This window comes from Pseudomonas sp. 9.3L, assembly GCF_058536285.1.
In genome coordinates, this window is sequence record NZ_JBZUBK010000001.1 from 77,039 (window position 1) to 92,500 (window position 15,462).

14 protein-coding genes and 1 pseudogene are annotated in these 15,462 nt (G+C 57.4%); 2 read left to right on the forward strand and 13 right to left on the reverse strand.

The window, feature by feature from the left end:
- The 13 genes and pseudogenes from AC4LE2_RS00385 to AC4LE2_RS00445 form a co-directional block, all read right to left on the reverse strand.
- A complete protein-coding gene (locus AC4LE2_RS00385; protein ID WP_491823303.1) occupies nucleotides 1-1,398 on the reverse strand; it encodes a M16 family metallopeptidase in 1,398 nt (465 codons plus the stop codon).
- Nucleotides 1,399-1,591: 193 nt separating this feature from the next.
- A complete protein-coding gene (locus AC4LE2_RS00390; protein ID WP_491823305.1) occupies nucleotides 1,592-2,326 on the reverse strand; it encodes a TerC family protein in 735 nt (244 codons plus the stop codon).
- A gap of 59 nt (nucleotides 2,327-2,385) precedes the next feature.
- Complete coding sequence (locus tag AC4LE2_RS00395) at nucleotides 2,386-3,693, reverse strand: CitMHS family transporter (RefSeq protein ID WP_491823307.1); 1,308 nt, start codon at nucleotides 3,691-3,693, stop codon at nucleotides 2,386-2,388.
- 160 nt (nucleotides 3,694-3,853) lie between these two features.
- Entirely contained in the window at nucleotides 3,854-5,815 is a 1,962-nt protein-coding gene (locus AC4LE2_RS00400) for a DUF7844 domain-containing protein (RefSeq protein ID WP_491823309.1), read from the reverse strand.
- The gene (locus tag AC4LE2_RS00405) at nucleotides 5,812-6,132 is read right to left on the reverse strand and encodes a DUF2388 domain-containing protein (RefSeq protein WP_491823311.1); all 321 of its coding nucleotides are present in this window, start codon (nucleotides 6,130-6,132) and stop codon (nucleotides 5,812-5,814) included. Before AC4LE2_RS00405 ends, AC4LE2_RS00400 begins: the two co-directional genes overlap by 4 nt.
- Before the next feature lie 31 nt (nucleotides 6,133-6,163).
- Nucleotides 6,164-6,457 carry a DUF2388 domain-containing protein gene (locus AC4LE2_RS00410; RefSeq protein WP_491823313.1) on the reverse strand — a complete coding sequence of 98 codons (294 nt, stop codon included), beginning with the start codon at nucleotides 6,455-6,457 and terminating at the stop codon, nucleotides 6,164-6,166.
- Between the two features lie 104 nt (nucleotides 6,458-6,561).
- Complete coding sequence (locus tag AC4LE2_RS00415; protein ID WP_491823315.1) at nucleotides 6,562-6,888, reverse strand: DUF2388 domain-containing protein; 327 nt, start codon at nucleotides 6,886-6,888, stop codon at nucleotides 6,562-6,564.
- Nucleotides 6,889-7,083: 195 nt separating this feature from the next.
- Complete coding sequence (locus AC4LE2_RS00420; RefSeq protein WP_491823317.1) at nucleotides 7,084-7,299, reverse strand: DUF1127 domain-containing protein; 216 nt, start codon at nucleotides 7,297-7,299, stop codon at nucleotides 7,084-7,086.
- A 320-nt stretch (nucleotides 7,300-7,619) separates the two neighbouring features.
- Nucleotides 7,620-8,563, reverse strand: a pseudogene (locus tag AC4LE2_RS00425) (acetyl-CoA hydrolase/transferase C-terminal domain-containing protein).
- A 231-nt stretch (nucleotides 8,564-8,794) separates the two neighbouring features.
- On the reverse strand, nucleotides 8,795-10,231 hold the full coding sequence (locus AC4LE2_RS00430) for an NAD(P)(+) transhydrogenase (Re/Si-specific) subunit beta (protein ID WP_491823319.1): 1,437 nt from the start codon (nucleotides 10,229-10,231) through the stop codon (nucleotides 8,795-8,797).
- Complete coding sequence (locus tag AC4LE2_RS00435) at nucleotides 10,228-10,545, reverse strand: NAD(P) transhydrogenase subunit alpha part 2 (protein WP_491823321.1); 318 nt, start codon at nucleotides 10,543-10,545, stop codon at nucleotides 10,228-10,230. The genes AC4LE2_RS00430 and AC4LE2_RS00435 overlap by 4 nt, the downstream gene beginning before the upstream one ends.
- A gap of 14 nt (nucleotides 10,546-10,559) precedes the next feature.
- On the reverse strand, nucleotides 10,560-11,681 hold the full coding sequence (locus AC4LE2_RS00440) for a Re/Si-specific NAD(P)(+) transhydrogenase subunit alpha (RefSeq protein ID WP_491823323.1): 1,122 nt from the start codon (nucleotides 11,679-11,681) through the stop codon (nucleotides 10,560-10,562).
- A gap of 287 nt (nucleotides 11,682-11,968) precedes the next feature.
- Nucleotides 11,969-12,868 (reverse strand): LysR family transcriptional regulator, encoded by a 900-nt coding sequence (locus tag AC4LE2_RS00445; protein WP_491823325.1) that lies wholly within the window; start codon nucleotides 12,866-12,868, stop codon nucleotides 11,969-11,971.
- Between the two features lie 145 nt (nucleotides 12,869-13,013).
- On the opposite strand from AC4LE2_RS00445, the gene AC4LE2_RS00450 reads away from it, so the two are divergent.
- A complete protein-coding gene (locus AC4LE2_RS00450) occupies nucleotides 13,014-14,195 on the forward strand; it encodes an acyl-CoA dehydrogenase (protein WP_491823327.1) in 1,182 nt (393 codons plus the stop codon).
- Between the two features lie 13 nt (nucleotides 14,196-14,208).
- Entirely contained in the window at nucleotides 14,209-15,429 is a 1,221-nt protein-coding gene (locus AC4LE2_RS00455) for a CaiB/BaiF CoA transferase family protein (protein ID WP_491823329.1), read from the forward strand.
- Nucleotides 15,430-15,462 lie beyond the last annotated feature (33 nt).

Genomic DNA, 15,462 nt, shown 5'->3' on the forward strand with positions numbered 1-15,462 from the left:
CTAGCCGCTCAAGCGTCTACGGTGGCGTACCACCCAGACGCACACCAAGGTGCTTAGCAGCGCTACAAGCGCACCTGCTGCCGCGATCAGCCATTGAAATTGGCCATAGCTCATAAGGGGTTTTTCTACCCGTAAGTAGCCCGGGTCTGCGAACAACTGGCGCGCCGCTTCGTTGGCTTGGGCCAGCGTCACGGCGCGTAGCGCCTGTGCAGGGTCTGCAAAGCGACCGTCTTCATAATCACTGAGTGCACCCCAGTAATAATCCGCTAATCCGCTATCGCCTTGTACGGCCCATGCCAGGTGGGCAATGGCAGACGCTTTCAATCGTTCGAAGGTCGCTCGGTCGAGGCCTTCAGCGCGTAGCTGTTGAGTAAGCGCCTGTAGGGCGGCTTTGGCACGGTCTACGTCTTCGCGATCCAGGTCGGCGTTGAGGCTCATGAGCGTGGCATCGCCAAAGGGTTCGTTCTGGCTACCGGGGCCATAGGACAAACCCGCTTCGAGCCTGAGTTTTTTGTACAGCGCCCAATCCAGGTAAGCCTGTAGCACGTCCCAGACGCCGGGCGGCAAGGTGTCTATGTCAGGCTCGACAAAGTACCAATGCAGTTTCGCAGCATCACCTATCCAGCCCCGTGTCAGCGTCCGCTCGCGCTCGGCAGGCCGCTGTTCCAGCGCAGGCGGTTGATGGTCGCTGGGCATAACCGGCTTTAATTCGCCATAGGTGCGCTCAAGATAGGCAGGTAGCAGCTTATCCAGTTCGCCTACCACGATCAGCGTCATGTTGTTGGGCGCATACCATTGATCGCGAACGGCCTGAACTTGCGCCAGGGTCAAGCCTGCCGCAGAGGCGCGATCAGCACACCGCAGGCCTAACTCGACGGCCACTTGATTGCTTGCATCCTTGCCAAGGTCCTGGTGGTCCAGCCACCGCTGCAAGTGAGAGTAATGACCGCCATCTTCCCGCTCGACAATGCGCCTGGCGGTCGTGAGGCGCTCTTCGGTCAGTTGAGTGCGGGTAATGGTTGCCAGTAAGAGGTCCAGTACTTTTCGCTGATTACGCGCGGGGGCTTCGATCACAAACGTGGTATCGGTGTCGCTAGTGAACGCGTTCCACTCGCCACCCAGCGCTTGCATGCGCTCCTCCAGGCCACCTTCCCCGGTTTCATCAATGCCGCTGAAAAGTAGATGCTCCAGCAGGTGGGGGGTTTCTTGCTCCGCGCAGTTGAAGTCACTGAAGCCAACCCCAACCACCAAACGGATAGCAACATGAGCCCGATCAGCGCCAGGCTTGAGCAGCAGCTGCAACCCATTAGGCAACAGGTACCCTTCCGCTTGCAGGCGATCCAGCGCCGCACAGGGAAAACACAGCGACAGCAGACAAACGAACAACATGCGACGCATTACAAGCTTCCTTGCGCTTTCGGAAGGGTCACGCGCGACCTGCGCTAGCAAAGAGACTCTCAAGTGACGACGATGTTCACGTTCACTACGACGACGTGCGGCCGCTATCGGCCCCAGCAAAGCACCTAGGCCTGGTTATCCAATAACGGGTGGAGGTTGCTTGGCCAGCAATGCTGGCCAAGCGAGTGAGGCGCTAGGGCTGTGGGTTACGCTTTTTAGCGACGCTGGTGCGCATCTTGATGTTGATGGCTTCTACCGCAAGCGAGAAGGCCATGGCGAAATACACATAGCCCTTAGGCACATGCACGTCGAAGGCTTCGCCAATCAAGACCGTGCCTACTACCAGCAGGAATGAAAGCGCGAGCATTTTCAAGGAGGGGTGTTGGTCGATGAAGCGGCTGATCGTACCCGATGCCAGCATCATGACCAAGACCGCCACGACGATGGCTGCGATCATCACCGGTACATGGGACACCATTCCAACGGCGGTGATCACCGAGTCCAGCGAGAACACGATGTCGATAATCGCGATCTGGATAATGGTGTAAATGAAATTGCCGCCTTTGCCTGAAGGCTCTCCACCGCCCTCTTCTTCGCCTTCCATCCCATGGTAGATCTCCTGGGCGCTCTTCCAGAGCAGGAACAGGCCCCCGAAGAACAGGATAAGGTCACGGCCGGAAATGCCCTGGTTGAAGACTACGAACAGGTCGGATGTGAGGCGCATTACCCAGGTAATGGACAGCAGTAGCAGGATCCGCGTCACCATGGCAAGAGCCAAACCAAACAGCCGCGTACGCGCCTGCATCTCCTTGGGCATACGGCTGACCAGGATGGAGATCATGATGATGTTGTCGATCCCTAACACGATCTCCAGCGCGGTAAGGGTGAAAAAGGCAACCCAGAGTTCAGGGCTGGTTAACCATTCCATTGTGCGTTCCTTTGTATAAACAGGGCCGCGCACATGGCGCGGCCTCAGGCAGTAGTAGGTTAGAGGCTACCAGCCAGGGGAAAGATCCCCAGCAGCAGAGCGGCAAGCATTATGCACAGGCATACCACCACTGCCCACTTCAGGGTAAAGCGTTGGTGGTCGCCAAACTCGATACCGGCCAATGCCACCAGCAGGTAGGTTGAAGGCACCAATGGGCTGAGCAAATGCACCGGCTGGCCTACGATCGAGGCGCGCGCCATTTCTACCGGTGAAATGCCGTAATGCGAAGCCGCTTCGGCCAGTACAGGCAGCACGCCGTAGTAGAAGGCATCGTTGGACATGAAAAAGGTGAAAGGCATGCTGACCAGGGCGGTGATGACCGCCAGATAAGGCCCTAGCGCGTCCGGGATGACGCCCAGCAGGCTTTTGGACATGGCGTCGACCATGCCGGTCCCGGTCAGGATGCCAGTAAAAATGCCCGCCGCGAAAATCAAACCTACAACGGCCAGCACGCTGCCGGCGTGCGCCGCGACGCGGTCTTTCTGGGCTTGCAGGCAGGGATAGTTGACCACCATCGCGATGCTGAAGGCGATCATGAACAGCACGGGCAAGGGCAGCAGCCCGTTGATCAGGGCAACCATCAGGCCAAGGGTGAGCGCACCGTTGAACCAGATCAGCTTGGGGCGACGTGCTTCCGGGAACTGCGACACGCTGATATCACTGTCTGGCAGGCCCTCACCGGGCAGGTGAAGCTCTCCGAGGCGGGCCCGCTCACGTTTGCCGTACCACCAGGCGATTGCCAGAATAGCGAGCACTCCAGCGGCCATGGCCGGAATCATCGGTACGAAGATATCCGAAGGGTCGACGTGCAGGGCGCTGGCAGCACGTGCCGTGGGGCCGCCCCAAGGGGTCATGTTCATCACGCCGCCTGCCAGGATGATCAGCCCCGCCATGATTCTCGGGCTCATGCCAATTCGGCTGTACAGCGGCAGCAAGGCCGCGCAACAGATCATGTAGGTGGTAGCGCCATCGCCATCCAGAGAGACCACCAGCGCCAGTACCGCAGTGCCGATGGACACCTTCAAGGGGTCGCCTTTGACGAGCTTGAGGATCTTGCGAACCGCAGGGTCGAATAGCCCCGAGTCGATCATTAGCGCGAAATACAAAATGGCGAACATCAACATGACGCCAGTGGGCGCCAGCTTGGTGATGCCTTCGAGCATCATTGGGCCGATCTTGCTGGCAAAACCACCGAAGAGTGCGAACAAAATAGGGATGATGATTAGAGCGATCAGCGCAGATAGCCGTTTGGTCATGATCAGGAACATGAACGTCACGACCATGGCGAAGCCAAGGAAGGTAAGCATGGTGAGTCTCTTGTTTTTGTCTTATTGATGCAGGGCAAGACGCCCCGTACGCACCGATGCTAAGCCTCTTGGCTTTCACAGAGCTTTCGCGAGGGTAAGGGCATGGCTGTAGTTTGTAACAAGGCGTGCTGTTGCGGCTCACAACCTGTGCGGTATCGCTTTACGGCAACACGAAGCCGCCGCCTGCCTTATGCAGCGCCCGCAAGTGCTCGCCAATGAGCGTGAGGTTTTCTTCGCTGGCAGCAATGGCGCTTGCCCGCGCCGGGGTAAGCAACGCACGCACCTCTTTGTCCAGGTCCACGCTCAACTGCTGCAACTGTTGCTGACGTTGACTGGAGACCGCTTCCAGGTGCTTGAGCTCGTTGTCCTGGGGCAGCCCGTAGCCACTGGCATCTAGCAATTCTGCGGGCCTGCTGAGGAACCCGCTACTGGCCAGAATGGCCTGTAGGGTTTTGTTGGCATTACCTACACGGGTATCACCTGCTTCCCGGGCGCCAAGGTAACGCTGCTTCACTTCCTCTTGGGCGAGCAGCAACTCGCGACGGTTACCGGCCTGTTCCAGTAGTAGAAGCGCTGCGCTGGTTCTCAGGTCTGCCTGTGCGAACCAGCGGCGCCGGTCGCGTGCCGGTTGTTCCAGCCAAGCCTCTACCGTTTGCTGGGGCACCGGCAGTTGCTTGCGCAAGATGCTGAACATCGCTTGATAGCGGTCGCGAAATGAATCGAACAGGTAGCCTCGCCGCAGCGCTTCGCGCTTGTCCTCCAATACACTGCCATCGGCCAACCCGCGGGTCTCAAGCATCGTCAGTAGCCCATTGGGCACGATGCTATCCAAGCCCTGCAGGCGAGGTTCAGCCGTTCCAGTGCGTAGCAACTTGAGGGTTTCTACCGCGCAGTTGTTGGAGAGGAAGTAATAGTTGCCGTCGTAGCTCCAGTGCAACTCGGCGGCATGGCGTACCAGGTTTTCAATCCCACTGCGGTTCAGCGTCAAGGGCACCGAGGCCAGGCTGCGAAGCTCGGTCTTGGTGTACTCGTCGATAACCTGGGACAGCGGAAGCACGAACAGCCGTGAGGGGTAGGCGCCGTTGAGGCCACCCCAGGTAGACAGCTGGACGTCATCAACAAATGCTCTGAAAGACAGCACCAGGCTGTACTCAAGGTCCAGGCGGCAATCTGGACCACGTGGCCTGCCAGGCGCGCAGATGACGAGCCGCAACATGCTATGGCCCCAGCGGCTTACCCAGTTCTGGTTTGCTTCGGCCAGCAGGTAATCCACCTGGTAGACCCGTTCAGGGTCGATCATGCCCAGCGGCTGGCGGCCAAAGTCACTGCCTGCATTCAGAAACGGCAAGGTTGTGGGGCAGCGTGACGGTTGGGGCGGCGCCCAGTTGAAGTGTTTTTTCAGGTAAGCGTACAGCTCAGGTCGGCGGCAGGCGTACGTGGGGTCTAACAGGAAGTACTCCATGTTGACCGCGATAAATTCCTTGGGGCTGCTGGTTTCGTACGTATCAGGGCTGCGTGCGATCTGGCGGTTGGCCTGCTCTCTGTCACCCCGGCGCCCTACGGCTTGTGGCCAGCCGGCGAGGTCTAGCAGGCGAGGATCATCGCTTAATGTAAAGCGCCGTTCTGTCTGGCCGCGACAGGCTTCGGGCAGGCCGGCGACGCCCAGGGTGGACTGGCGCCGATGGCATTGGGCGAGGCGTGAGCGATCGCCGGGCGACCATAGGCGCGCACGGTCATAGAGGTGGGTAAGCTCATGCAGTACGGTCGCCAGTAGCTCTCTGCGTACCGTTGCGTGCGGGCGCCCAGTCGGGGTGCTGGCCGCTGTACCGTCGACCAGGCTTGGCAGTAGCGCCCGATTCAGCTCCAGGTCAGACACCAGTGAGGCCTGGCCATAGGCATCATGGGGCATCTGGGCTGTCCATTTCACATGCACCTCGCGGTCCAGTGATGTGATGAATGCGGGAGGCAGCGCAGCCATGGCCTCGTCTAGTAACACTTGAGTCGCGGCGCGCTGATCAGGCGTTAATTCAGAGGCATCAATCGAAAGCCGTAAGTCCGCGTTGGTAGCGACGCTACAGAATACGAGGCCGCTGGCTAGCAGCCAGGCGACCAAGGTCTTCACAGGGCGAGAATGGCCTCAGCCAACGACGTGTCGTCTGCACCCTGAGCTTCAGGCAAGCGCGAGCGAAGGGTAGCGAAAGCGGCTTCCAACTGCGCACCACGGATATCCCCCTCGCTGGCAACGAAGCTGGCGGCGTCGTCTTTGGCTTGTAAAACAACCTTAGAGTCGCGGATAGAGGTGGTGGTGTCTGAAGTGAAGTCGATCGACCGGCCAAACGCGCGAACGATGATGTTGCTGGTCTGAACGATGGTTTGGGCGTGGGCCACGTCGGACAAGGCGATCAGGCCTAGCGTGACAGCGATCAAGGTGTTGCGCATGGTTTCTCCAGAAAGCAGGTGAAAAAGTGACTCATTGGACGAGGATTGCCTGTGCCAGTTCAAGGTCACTTGCTTGCATGCGTGGGTGTTGGCGCCTCAACGCGCTTAACGCAGCTTCCAACAAGGCACCACGCTCATGCCCCTGGCTGGCCACAAAGGCTGCGGCATCGTCGCGTGCGTCGATCATCAGTTTTTTGTCAAAGGGCGCGGTGGTGACCTTGCTGGTCACATAGCCACTGACCACGAGGCTTTGAGTGCTGACATCAAACGCCTGGGCCACCGGCAACCAGAACACGCTGGCACAAAGCAGAAGCAAATAGCGCATATCACTTACACGGCTGCAAACGAAGCGGAGCAGGCTAGCGTGTTAAGCGCCAGCGGGCTAGCCCAACCGCGCCGCCCTTCGACCGTCTGTGCCAGGTAGCCGCTTCAACTGCTAAGGATGGCCTGAGCCAATTGCGCATCGGTCGCGCGCACTTCGGGCATCTGGTTGCGTATCCAGGCTAATGCGCTTTCAAGCCGAGCCCCGCGGATTTCGCCATTACTGGCAACGAAGCTTGCCGCATCGTCTCGTGCTTGCTGAACGATCTTGTTATCACGTAAAGACGACGATACATCCGACGTCGCATTGGTGCTGGCATTCACGGCCCGGACGACCGCGTCGGTTGTAACCACGAAGCTGGACGCCTGCGCCCCGCCCGTTACTCCTACAGCGGCCAGGCCCAGTGCGCAAAGCCATTGCTTACCTGCGTGCATGTGAACTCTCCCAATAAAGGCCAGCAAAACGCGGCCACAAGCGCTGTATTAGAGCGTGGGGCAGCCAAAGGTTCAAAGGCCGCTTTACCATAACAGTTCGGGAGTACATCAGAATTTATAACACTGTTATTTCCTTATCCGAGACGAAAAAAACCCGCCATCGAAGTGGCGGGTTTTGGTGCGGCCTTGAGAGGCTTAACGCCAGAAAGGCTTGCTCAACTCTTCGTAGCGCTGGGCTTCGCTGATACCGGCATCAGCCAACAGGCGGGCATCGAGGCGAGCCAGTTGATGGCGGCTGGCCAAGCGACGCTGCCAGAGGCTTACGTTAGCAAGTACACGCAGCGGCAAAGCAGCTTTGGATTCGTTGGTAGTGTCTTTGAAGCGCAGGCCGGAACTCAGGGTACGTTCCATGGTTTACATCCTTCCGCTTGTGGCGGGATTTAAGAGTGATCTGTTTGATGGAGCAAATAATGCGCTCCTTACGAACAGATTTACATGCACAGTTGCCTATTAAGACTGGCATGCAGTTATCTGTTTTTAGCCACTGTAGTGGTCGGGATGGTGCATTCTGTACTGGTCTGCGCAGTATTGGTGCATTTTTACCGGTTAGACCTGCAAAGGCTTGGTCTTCACAGCGATTTTGGCCAGTACAGTAGTACAGTTTTATAAAAACCAGTGGCAAAGCTGAACCAGGCTTGAAACTGTTCAGTACCATCTAAATAGAGGAAAGGTTATTCAATCAGCATTCGGCCCTGTGTTTCAGCGTTGATGTGCCATGACAGTGCGTCACGCAATACATGGGGGTGTGCCCACCGATGGCACAGGCGGCTTCGAAATAAGTGGTCAAGGCCGGGCGGTAGCTAGGGTGAACGCACTGAGTAATCACGGCCATTGCCCGTTCAGGCCCCTAAAGTCTGCAAGCCCTTGCTCGGTGACGAGGATGTCGATGTCGTGTTCGCTATGGTCAACAATACTCACCATAGGCACAACGCTGGAGATAGCGCCCCTTTGGCTATGGATTTCGTCACAAAGATTGAAAGGTGTGCGTTACGGTAAAATCACCAGAGCCGCCGATACCGTTCACCATTTGTGTGCCTGCAACGTGCGTAGAATTGACTGAGGCGTCCGCGTTTGACTTCCTCGCTGGAAAAACTTCACCAACTGCCCAGCAATGGCCTGGGTGTCTGCATCCAGTGGCAGCACGGTGGAATTCGAATCAAATTGGTTGCTGATAACGATGCCGACAATTTTGGCCGGATCGTTAGAAATAGCGGTCCCCGATTCGCGTGCCCGTAGCAACGATTGGAATAGCGACCGGTGAGGGCGATAGCTGGGGATATAAACGTCATGCAAGCCTTATAGGGATGCAGGCTGTGCGAGGTTTATTTCAACGATGACGCGCTTGGCGAGTATTGCAAAGCTGGCCGAGTTGCCGACTGAGGTGTCATCTATTTGAAGTGGCAAGCGTCGTGCCAGTACGCCCGCTTCTGTGAGTTGCTTGTCCAGATCGTTTTCCCAGGCTTGCACCTGTCATCAGGGTGATTTGTAGCGGGTGTTTGCGGGCGTGTTCGGGCAAGGCCCCGGGTACGGCTTTGGCCTCGCCTGCCCGGGTGAAGCCACTCATGCCTACTGTCATGCCATCTTTAATCATGGCGGCAACTTCGGAAGCGGGCATCACTTTGCTGTGAGGGGCCGGCAGACGAATGTGATCAGCGTACATGGGCAGACCCTCTTTGCGCGAAACCAGGCTGTGCAGTCTATTCAACAAGCACAGCTGATGGCCTCCTACAAAGGTCGAAGAAAAGGCTCTAAACAGAGGGTTTGGCTGTAAAACACTTTTACCAAAGCGGTAAGGTCGGGCCGCGTAGGTCGGGCCGCGCAGCTCGGGCTTGCGCGGCGCACTTACTTACTCTACGGCCTTGACCATGTCTTCGATCACCTTCTTAGCGTCCCCAAAAACCATCATGGTCTTGTCCATATAAAAGAGTTCGTTGTCCAGGCCGGCATAGCCGCTGGCCATGGAGCGTTTGTTCACGATCACCGTGCGCGCTTTGAACGCCTCAAGGATAGGCATGCCAGCAATCGGTGATGTCGGGTCGTTTTTTGCTGCCGGGTTCACCACGTCATTGGCGCCGAGTACCAGTACCACATCAGCCTGGCCGAATTCAGCATTGATTTCGTCCATTTCAAAGACTTGATCATAGGGAACTTCAGCTTCGGCCAGTAATACGTTCATGTGCCCCGGCATACGGCCAGCGACCGGGTGGATCGCGTATTTTACGGTCACGCCGTGATGGATAAGCTTCTCGGTAAGCTCTTTTAACGCATGTTGAGCGCGGGCCACTGCCAGCCCATAACCTGGCACGATGATGACCGAGTCGGCATTGCTTAGGAGGAAACCGGCATCGTCGGCCGACCCGGATTTCACCGGCCTGGCCTCCTGGTTGCCACCGCTGGTGCTGGAACCGGCGCTATTACCAAAGCCGCCCAGCAGCACACTGAAGAAGGACCGGTTCATGGCTTTGCACATGATGTAAGAGAGGATCGCGCCGGAAGACCCTACCAGCGAGCCCGCGATGATCAACATGGCGTTGTTCAACGAAAAACCGATGCCTGCGGCTGCCCAGCCTGAATAGCTATTAAGCATCGACACCACCACCGGCATGTCCGCACCGCCGATAGGAATGATGATCAGTACCCCCATTACGAAGGCCAGGGCGAGCATCAAGGCAAAGGCTGAGTGGCTGCCGGTGACGATAAAGGTGAGCCCGAGCCCTACCATGAGCAGGCCAAGTACCAAGTTAATCAGGTGCTGGCCCTTGAATTGTACCGAGGCACCCTGGAACAGCCGGAACCTGTATTTACCTGAGAGTTTACCGAATGCAATGACGGACCCGGAGAAGGTAATAGCCCCGATAGCTGCCCCTAGAAACAGCTCAAGACGATTGCCCGTTGGAATAGGGTCGCTCAAGTGGGCCACGATGCCCAGTGACTGAGGCTCAACCACGGCAGCAATAGCGATGAAGACCGCAGCCAGCCCGATCATGCTGTGCATGAAGGCTACCAGCTCGGGCATCTTGGTCATTTCTACCCGGCGCGCCATGATTGACCCCGCCGTGCCTCCCACCAGCAGGCCAACCAGTACATAGCCGATGCCGGCAGTGGCTAACTCAGCGCCCAGTTTGAAAATCAGTACGACTGTGGTCGCGACGGCCAACGCCATGCCGCACATGCCAAAGAGGTTGCCACGACGCGATGTGATGGGGTGCGATAGCCCCTTAAGGGCTTGAATGAAGCAGACCGACGCAACCAGATAGAGCAAGGTGATCAGGTTCATGCTCATTGGGCATCTACTCCGGCTTTGACTTTCTTCTTGAACATTTCAAGCATGCGTCGGGTAACCAAAAAGCCCCCGAAAACATTAACGGCCGCCAGTGCAACCGCAGCAGTACCCATCACTTTGCCCAGTGGTGTGACGGTGAGAGCCGCTGCCAGCATTGCGCCCACGATGACAATGGCCGAAATGGCGTTGGTCACTGCCATTAGCGGTGTATGGAGCGCGGGGGTGACGTTCCAGACCACGTGGTAGCCAATATAAATGGCCAGGATGAAGATGATCAGGTTGTAGATGCCATGGGAAATCAGCAGGTCGTCCATTTGGGTGCACCTCCTCAAGGTTGCTTGCGCAGCAGGTGGCCGTCCCGGCACATCAGGCATGCCGCGACGATGTCGTCTTCAAGGTTGATGTCTGGCTCACCGTCTTTGCCCACGATGAGCTTGAGAAAGTCCAACAGGTTGCGGGCATATAGCGCAGACGCATCTGCTGGTAGCTGCGCTGCCAAGTTGGTAGGGCCCAATAGCGTGACGCCATTGCAGTGGATTACCTGATCGGCCACCGTGAGCGGGCAATTCCCACCCTGAGCTGCTGCCAGGTCTACCACCACCGCACCGGGCTTCATCTGGGCAACGGTCTCGGCGCTTAGCAAGGTGGGTGCCCGACGGCCAGGAATGAGCGCCGTGGTGATCACGATGTCGGCCTGTTTTGCCCGTTCATGGACGGCCAGTGCCTGACGCTGCATCCAACTGGCAGGCATAGGGCGCGCGTAGCCGCCTATGCCTTGCGCGCACTCGCGTTCTTCGTCGGTTTCATACGGGACGTCTATGAATTTCGCGCCCAGCGATTCGATCTGCTCTTTAACAGCTGGGCGTACATCCGAGGCCTCGATGACCGCACCCAGCCGCTTGGCTGTAGCAATGGCTTGCAAGCCTGCTACGCCTACGCCTAACACCAGTACCCTTGCAGCTTTTACCGTACCGGCTGCTGTCATGAGCATGGGCATGAACCGGGGGTAATGCTGCGTTGCCAATAGCACGGCTTTATAACCTGCGATGTTGGCCTGGGACGAGAGCACATCCAGGCTCTGGGCACGTGACGTACGTGGCGCTGCCTCTAGAGAGAACCCAGTCAAACCACGTGCATTCAAGCGCTGCAGGTTGGCGGCATCGAACGGGTTAAGCATGCCTACCACTAGCGTGCCCGGTGCCAGCTGCTCAAGCTCTAGCGCAGTAGGGCTCGCTACTTTCAATACAAGTTGGGTGGCCAACACTTCGGCGGCCGAGCCTACTGTCGCCCCCGCTATTTCGTAGGCGATGTCTGGAATACTTGAGGCAAGGCCTGCACCCGCTTCTACCCACACCGAGTGGCCCTGGGCAACCAACTTTTTGACGGTTTCTGGCGTTGCGGCGACTCGCGTTTCCCCAGGCTGCCGCTCAAGTGGAACACCTATACGCACGGTCTATCTCCTAACCGAAGCTGTTATTGTGTTTAACGTTTATAAGGCGAACGTAGCCCTGCAAGTGCACGCATATAAATCGCTGAGCTAGGGCGCGTTGCCGCATTCTGCATAGGCTGCAGTTGGCAATCAACTGCTCAATGGATGTTAATTTTAAGAGCGTTATATTCTAAGAGCTATTGAATTCTAAGCGACTGTTTTATAAGTGTTATTTTTTTGGTTAAAGATAAGAATAAATAAAGTTATAGCAGCTATTCTCGGTTGTTATGATCTTGAAGTTATAGCTGCTAGTCTTTTAAGGAATAGTTGCGAGCTGTACCGATAAGCCAGTCTCTGAATCCTTTCAGGGAAGTAGATTCAACCTTCCGCTCAGGGATTATCAAGTGGTAAGCGCGGGCGTCGGAGAAGGCATGCTCATAAGCGATCATGAGTTCCCCGCGTGCGAGCTCCTGCTCAATCAGAAAAGGCGGTATGAGCGCCACACCCATTTGGTGGATGGCCGCTTGGGCAAGCATCGAAAACAGTTCATACCGTGGGCCTGTCAGGTCCCGAGGAACTTGAAGGCCTGTTGAGGCGAACCACTGGCGCCAGGCATAAGGGCGAGTGGTTTGCTGTAGCAGCGGCTGCTGGGCTAGCGCCGAAGGGCTTGCTACCGGATTACCGCCTAGTAGCGCGGGGCTGCAGACAGGTACGGAGCACTCTGTCATCAACCGGTAAGCATGCGCGCCAGGCCATTCGCCGTCACCACAATACACGGCGGCATCGAAGGGGGTGTCTGCGAACATGAATGGGCGGGTGCGGTTGGTCAGGTTGACGGTTACTTGGGGGTGGAGCTGCTGGAAGTCTTTCAAGCGGGGTAACAGCCAGCGCGTGCCAAACGTAGGTACCACTGCCAGCTCAATGGCGGCTGCGCCTTGCTGGCCCATGACCGACAAGGTGTCCCGCTCTACAGCATCGAGCTGCCCTGCTACTTGGCGGCTATAAGACAGCCCCGCTTCAGTAAGCTTTACGCCTCGGCGGGAGCGGCGAAACAGCTCGACGTTAAGGAAGGCTTCCAACCCGGCGATCTGCCGACAAACAGCTCCCTGTGTCAGTGATAACTCTACAGAGGCTTTGGTAAAGCTTTCATGTCGAGCAGCAGCCTCGAAGCACACCAATGCGGCGGTACTAGGTATCTTCCTGCGCATGGGTCAAGACCTGTTGTGGGAGTCAGGCCTTTGTGCGCGTTTCGGAGTGAGAAATCAACACAAGCTCCTGATCAAAGCTCGTTTGAGACTTGCTGCATCGAGCACTAGGCTTGCGTACTTATTCGGGTTTCGAGGGCAACGCGCCATGACCGCTAAAGCAAGCTTCAACTGGATCGATCCTTTGCTGCTGGATCAGCAATTGTCGGAAGAAGAGCGCATGGTGCGAGACAGCGCAGCTCAGTTCGCTTCCGTGAGCCTCGCCCCACGTGTGCTTGAGGCATTCCGCCATGAAACCACTGACCTGGCGATTTTCCGTGAAATGGGCGAAATGGGGCTGCTAGGCGCCACTATCCCTGAGCAGTATGGGGGGAGTGCTTTGAACTACGTATGCTATGGCCTCATCGCCCGCGAGGTCGAACGCGTGGATTCCGGGTACCGTTCCATGATGAGCGTGCAGTCCTCGCTTGTAATGGTTCCGATCAACGAATTTGGTACCGAAGCGCAGAAGCAAACGTACCTGCCCAAGCTGGCCAGCGGTCATTGGATCGGTTGTTTTGGTTTGACCGAGCCCAACCATGGCTCCGACCCCGGCGCCATGATCACCCGGGCTAAAAAAGTCGACGGCGGCTATCGCCTCAGTGGTAGCAAAATGTGGATAACCAATAGCCCAATCGCCGATGTATTCGTGGTGTGGGCTAAAGATGACGCTGGCGATATTCGCGGGTTCATCCTGGAAAAGGGCTGGCAGGGGCTTAGTGCGCCCGCGATCCATGGCAAGGTTGGCCTGCGTGCCTCCATCACGGGGGAAATCGTGATGGACAATGTCTTTGTGCCGGAGGAAAACGCATTCCCTGAGGTGCGCGGCCTTAAAGGGCCTTTTACCTGTCTTAATTCGGCCCGTTATGGCATTTCCTGGGGGGCGCTAGGCGCGGCGGAATTCTGCTGGCACACAGCACGGCAATATACCCTCGACCGCCACCAGTTCGGTCGGCCACTGGCTGGCACGCAGTTAGTCCAGAAGAAGCTCGCAGATATGCAGACTGACATCACCCTCGCCCTGCAGGGATGCCTGCGCCTGGGGCGGATGAAGGATGAAGGTACGGCCGCTGTCGAGATTACCTCCATCATGAAGCGCAACTCTTGCGGGAAGGCGTTGGACATCGCCCGTATGGCCCGGGACATGCTTGGGGGCAACGGCATCTCTGACGAGTTTGGCGTAGCCAGGCATCTGGTCAACCTTGAGGTGGTGAATACCTACGAGGGCACCCATGATGTGCATGCACTTATTCTGGGGCGTGCGCAAACGGGTATTCAGGCCTTCTATTAAGGAGTAGCCCGTCATGGGGGCGTTGTCTCATTTGAAGGTCCTGGACCTCTCGAGGGTGCTGGCCGGCCCCTGGGCAGGCCAGATACTGGGGGACCTGGGCGCGGACGTTATAAAGGTAGAGCGCCCTGGCACTGGCGACGACACCCGCGCCTGGGGCCCGCCTTACTTAAAGGACGGCGAGGGCAATGCTACCAGCGAGGCGGCTTATTACTTGTCCGCCAACCGTAATAAGTCCTCTGTGACGATTGACTTCACTCGGCCCGAAGGCCAGGCAGTGGTAAAGGCCTTGGCGGCGAAAGCCGACATCGTGATCGAGAACTTCAAAGTAGGTGGCCTGGCGGCGTATGGGCTGGACTACGCGTCGTTAAAAGCGGCCAATCCTCGGCTTATCTATTGCTCTATCACCGGTTTCGGTCAAACCGGGCCCTATGCCACTCGTGCGGGCTACGATTTTATCGTGCAAGGGCTGGGTGGCTTGATGAGCCTGACAGGGCGCGCTCACGGCGAGGCCGGTGAGGGACCGGTTAAAGCGGGCGTAGCGCTGACCGACATTCTCACGGGCCTCTACTCCACCGTTGCAATCCTGGCTGCTCTGGCCGAACGAGAGCTTAGCGGAGAAGGCCAGTCTATCGACATGGCACTACTGGACGTTCAAGTGGCATGCCTGGCTAACCAGGCCATGAACTTCCTCACCACTGGTGTGGCCCCTAAACGGTTAGGCAATGCGCACCCTAATATCGTGCCTTACCAGGATTTCCCTACGGCGGATGGCGACATCATCCTTACTGTGGGCAACGACCAGCAATTTCGTCGTTTCGCCCATGTGGCGGGTTTCGAAGGCTGGGCAGACGATCCACGGTTTGCCACGAATGCGGCACGGGTCGCCAATCGATCGGTGCTGGTGCCTCTGATTCGTCAGGTGACGGTCTTCAGGACGACCCAGCAATGGGTAGAGTGCTTGGAGCGTGCCGGTGTACCGTGCGGCCCTATCAATGATTTAGAGCAAGTGTTCCAGGATCCTCAGGTGCTCGCGCGGGAGTTGGCCGTGGAGGTAGAGCATCCTTTGGCGGGTGTATTAAAGCAGGTAGCCAGCCCGATCAGGCTGTCCCGCACGCCAATAGTCTACCGCAAGGCCCCACCCCTGCTAGGTGAGCACACTGAAGAGGTGTTGAGGCGTGAGCTGGACATGAGCCCTTCTGCTATCGCACGGTTAAGGGAAGAAAAAGTAATTTAACCACCTTTCAAATTAGCTATTGACGCCCTTCCT

What these genes read in the sequence shown, in the direction of transcription:
- AC4LE2_RS00385 (WP_491823303.1), bottom strand. Translation starts at nt 1,398, where the DNA reads ATGCGTCGCATGTTGTTCGTTTGTCTGCTGTCGCTGTGTTTTCCCTGT.
- AC4LE2_RS00390 (WP_491823305.1), bottom strand. Translation starts at nt 2,326, where the DNA reads ATGGAATGGTTAACCAGCCCTGAACTCTGGGTTGCCTTTTTCACCCTT.
- AC4LE2_RS00395 (WP_491823307.1), bottom strand. Translation starts at nt 3,693, where the DNA reads ATGCTTACCTTCCTTGGCTTCGCCATGGTCGTGACGTTCATGTTCCTG.
- AC4LE2_RS00405 (WP_491823311.1), bottom strand. Translation starts at nt 6,132, where the DNA reads ATGCGCAACACCTTGATCGCTGTCACGCTAGGCCTGATCGCCTTGTCC.
- AC4LE2_RS00410 (WP_491823313.1), bottom strand. Translation starts at nt 6,457, where the DNA reads ATGCGCTATTTGCTTCTGCTTTGTGCCAGCGTGTTCTGGTTGCCGGTG.
- AC4LE2_RS00415 (WP_491823315.1), bottom strand. Translation starts at nt 6,888, where the DNA reads ATGCACGCAGGTAAGCAATGGCTTTGCGCACTGGGCCTGGCCGCTGTA.
- AC4LE2_RS00420 (WP_491823317.1), bottom strand. Translation starts at nt 7,299, where the DNA reads ATGGAACGTACCCTGAGTTCCGGCCTGCGCTTCAAAGACACTACCAAC.
- AC4LE2_RS00430 (WP_491823319.1), bottom strand. Translation starts at nt 10,231, where the DNA reads ATGAGCATGAACCTGATCACCTTGCTCTATCTGGTTGCGTCGGTCTGC.
- AC4LE2_RS00435 (WP_491823321.1), bottom strand. Translation starts at nt 10,545, where the DNA reads ATGGACGACCTGCTGATTTCCCATGGCATCTACAACCTGATCATCTTC.
- AC4LE2_RS00445 (WP_491823325.1), bottom strand. Translation starts at nt 12,868, where the DNA reads ATGCGCAGGAAGATACCTAGTACCGCCGCATTGGTGTGCTTCGAGGCT.
- AC4LE2_RS00450 (WP_491823327.1), top strand. Translation starts at nt 13,014, where the DNA reads ATGACCGCTAAAGCAAGCTTCAACTGGATCGATCCTTTGCTGCTGGAT.
- AC4LE2_RS00455 (WP_491823329.1), top strand. Translation starts at nt 14,209, where the DNA reads ATGGGGGCGTTGTCTCATTTGAAGGTCCTGGACCTCTCGAGGGTGCTG.